The sequence below is a fragment of the Stenotrophomonas sp. YJH_SMC_40 genome (assembly GCF_059368615.1).
In genome coordinates this window covers 1-3094 of sequence record NZ_JCAFRX010000024.1, presented here as the reverse complement: position 1 = coordinate 3094, position 3094 = coordinate 1, and the positions used below count along the sequence as shown (strand labels likewise).

At 64.7% G+C, this 3094-nt stretch carries 3 protein-coding genes; 2 read left to right on the top strand and 1 reads right to left on the bottom strand.

Annotated features, from left to right (window positions below; all coding sequences use genetic code 11):
- The first annotated feature begins 998 nt into the window (after positions 1-998).
- The gene (locus AC5P6X_RS21575; RefSeq protein ID WP_033995415.1) at positions 999-1550 is read left to right on the top strand and encodes a helix-turn-helix domain-containing protein; all 552 of its coding nucleotides are present in this window, start codon (positions 999-1001) and stop codon (positions 1548-1550) included.
- The gene (locus AC5P6X_RS21570) at positions 1547-1897 is read left to right on the top strand and encodes an MliC family protein (protein ID WP_077265610.1); all 351 of its coding nucleotides are present in this window, start codon (positions 1547-1549) and stop codon (positions 1895-1897) included. The genes AC5P6X_RS21575 and AC5P6X_RS21570 overlap by 4 nt, the downstream gene beginning before the upstream one ends.
- Before the next feature lie 26 nt (positions 1898-1923).
- Here the strand turns inward: AC5P6X_RS21570 and mobV are convergent, their stop codons facing one another.
- Positions 1924-2898 carry a MobV family relaxase gene (gene mobV, locus AC5P6X_RS21565; protein WP_033995413.1) on the bottom strand — a complete coding sequence of 325 codons (975 nt, stop codon included), beginning with the start codon at positions 2896-2898 and terminating at the stop codon, positions 1924-1926.
- Positions 2899-3094 lie beyond the last annotated feature (196 nt).

Below are 3094 nucleotides of genomic sequence, written 5' to 3'. Positions count from 1 at the left end.
GCCTCCGGCGGGACACTATCAGATGATAGTGTACTCACTAGACTTTGCGAAGCAAAGTCGTGCCCGCCTGCGGCGGTTGCAGCGCCCTTCGGGCTTGCTCCTGCGGCGGCCTTCGGCCTTGCCCAAAGGGGCTTTGCCCCTCTGGACTCCCCACCCTCGCCGCCGGGAGGCTCGGGGGGCAGGGGTGGCGGGCTTCGCCCTTCGTCCCTGCCCCCACTCGCACAGGCTGGGGCGCTGCGGTCAGCGTCAAGGGTTCGGCTTCGCCCGCGTCCTCGCCCGGTCCCTGCGCTTCGCTCCGGGCTGCGGCCTGCGGGCGCGCCCTTGACCCTGCCCTCCGCTGAAGGCGTCAGCCAGTGGCCCGCTGGCGTGTCGGAAATCGCCTCATGGCCGGGTAGGAAATTTCCGACAGCGCCGGAGTGGAAGGCGGGTCAAGGGCGCAGGGGGTGGCTGGCGCGGCCCGCAGCCCGCAGGGCGAGGACACGGGCCACCCCCGGAGAGCGCAGCGGCCCTTGACGCGCCTGGAACGACCCCACGCTCCCCGGTAGGGGTGCAGGAGTGAAGGGCCGCAGGCCCGTAGCCCCTGCACCCCTGCCACGTGGCGAACGCGGGGGGTGGCGGGGGGCAGCGCCCACCGCCCCAAGGCTGCGCAGCGGCCGCCGGAGGCCCCCCAAACAACGTCACCCGGCCGGTGGCCGGGTGGGCCTTTTCCAGAGGCCCCGCAGGGGCCGTCAGCGGGGTGCCAAGGCCGCGTAGCGGCCGCCGGCGGGGCGGCAGCCCCTTAGAGGAGAAAGGGGGAAATGCTAAGTTATTGATTTATAAGGATTTGTAGAAATGCATTGAGACACATAGGGTGTCCTAACGTTGAGACATGCATGGATGTCTCAACAGGTAGCAAGGTTGAGACGCAAACTATCTCGACGTGAGACATAATTTGTCGTATCATTGCGACTCGAAATGGCGCAATGAGCGGACAAATTTCCCGACTTTGGAGGAACCCCATGCAGCAGATCACGGTGGCGACCGACGCCCAGCGTCGTATCCGCCAGCGAGAGCTGGCCATGCTGGACGAGAAAGAGGCTCAGGAGCGCGAAGAGGCGCGGAAGAACAAGGGGTTCACGCAGGTGTATCCCTTGGGTTGGAAGCGCATCATTGAGCTTGCTAAAGGCAATGCTGGGGCCTTCGGCCTGTATTCATTCTTTGCTGAAAATATCGACCCAACCTGCGGCGCGGTGGTCTGCGATCAGCAGTTTTTGGCAGACAAGATGAACGTCAACAGGCGGACAATCAGCCGTTGGTTGTCTTACCTGGAAGAAAATCGCGCGCTTGTCCGCATCCCTGTTGCTGGCAAGGTTTGCGCCTATGCGCTGGATCCTCACGAGGTCTGGAAGGGCTACGACAACGCCAAGGATTACGCAGCTTTCGTGACCAAAACCTTGGTCAACAAGGATGGCGATATCCGCCGCCGGATCATGTCGATGTTCAGCGGCGAGAAGCAGAACGACGACCGCGACCCGAACACCATTGACATGTTTGAAAGCACTCCCCAATGAGCAACGAAACGAAGGAGAAAATCTTTATGAAAAAAACGTTCGCTCTTGCTGCCATGATGGCGGCAATCGCTCCGAATCTTGCTTCAGCAGCGGATGAGATGATCCAGACCAAGTACGCTTGCGAAGGCGGAAAGACGTTGGATGTCGTGTACGTCGGAGACTATGCCGTGATGCTGCAAATGGATGAGCTTGTCCCACTGAAACGCGCCAAGAGCGCATCAGGAGTGCGCTACATCTCCGCTAGCAAAAACTACACCTACGAACTGTGGGGTAAGGGCAACGACATGAACCTTTCGACCCACGATGGCGGGAAGGAGCAAACCGTCCTCAGTAGCTGCAAGCCATAAACCCCTTCCGTCGGCCACCTGTAGGGTCAACGAGACAGCCCGCCGTCGTCGCGATCCCGGCCGCGACTGCGAAGCCGTTGGGCCTGCCGCTGGCGTGTCGCCTCGCGCTGTTCGGCGAGCAGCTTCTCGCCCACGGCCTTGATGATCTGGGCCGCCTTGGCCTGCATATCGCGATTAAGCGGCCCCAGAGCGTCCAGAACGGGCTTCAGGCGGTCACGCAGGCTCCGGGCTGTCTCCTGTGCCTGCCGGGCCTTCTCGCGCTCCTGACGCGCTCCTGCGGCCGCTGCGACGGTCGGGCCATACCCTTCCCTGACGGCAGCGGTCACGCGGGCGGCCACGGCCTCCGGCGTCTCCACGTCCTTCGAGAAAATCCCCTTGCGCAGCACCCGCGGCTCGATGGCCTGCGGCGTGATGGTGGCGTGCCCGGGCTGGCGCTCGATGGCGCCGTAGTAGCTCTGGACGCGCTGATGGGTGGCCCGGCTGCCCTCGATGCCGCGTTCCAGCCCGAGATCCCTCACCGCCTCGGCAAAGCTGGTCTGGTCGGCCCGCATCTTGTCGCGGCCACCGATGAACTCCTTGGCCGACAGCCGCCCGTCCTGCGTCAGCGGCACGACGAAGGCCGACAGGTGCGGGGTGGCCTCGTCGCGGTGGATGCTGGCCGTCACGATGCGATCCGCGCCGTATTTGGCCGCCAGCCAGCCCTGCGCCTGGTCGAAGAACGCGGCCTGCTGCTGGGGCGTGGCCTTGGCCCACCATTCCGGGCTGGCCGTCATCACGTATTCGACCGCCAGCACCGCGTCCTTGCGCCGCTTCTCCGGCAGCAACTCGCGCAGCCGCCCCATCGCCGCATCGGTTGAGGTGGCCGCCCGGTGCTCGTTGTCCGGCGTGCGTTCGGCGTCAGCGTTGGGCGTTTCGCGCTCGCGGTAGCAGTGCTGCAACGCCGCCGCCACGCTGCCCATCGTCGCCAGCTTCTTGCATCGCATGATCGCGTAGGCCGCCATGCCTGCCCCTCCCCTTGGTGTCCGAATCCGGCCAGTCGGGGCAGCGCAAGGCGGTGCCTCCGGCGGGACACTATCAGATGATAGTGTACTCACTAGACTTTGCGAAGCAAAGTCGTGCCCGCCTGCGGCGGTTGCAGCGCCCTTCGGGCTTGCTCCTGCGGCGGCCTTCGGCCTTGCCCAAAGGGGCTTTGCCCCT

Excerpts from the sequence above, each read along its gene's own strand:
- AC5P6X_RS21575 (WP_033995415.1), top strand. The coding sequence starts at position 999 with ATGCAGCAGATCACGGTGGCGACCGACGCCCAGCGTCGTATCCGCCAG.
- AC5P6X_RS21570 (WP_077265610.1), top strand. The coding sequence starts at position 1,547 with ATGAGCAACGAAACGAAGGAGAAAATCTTTATGAAAAAAACGTTCGCT.
- mobV (WP_033995413.1), bottom strand. The coding sequence starts at position 2,898 with ATGGCGGCCTACGCGATCATGCGATGCAAGAAGCTGGCGACGATGGGC.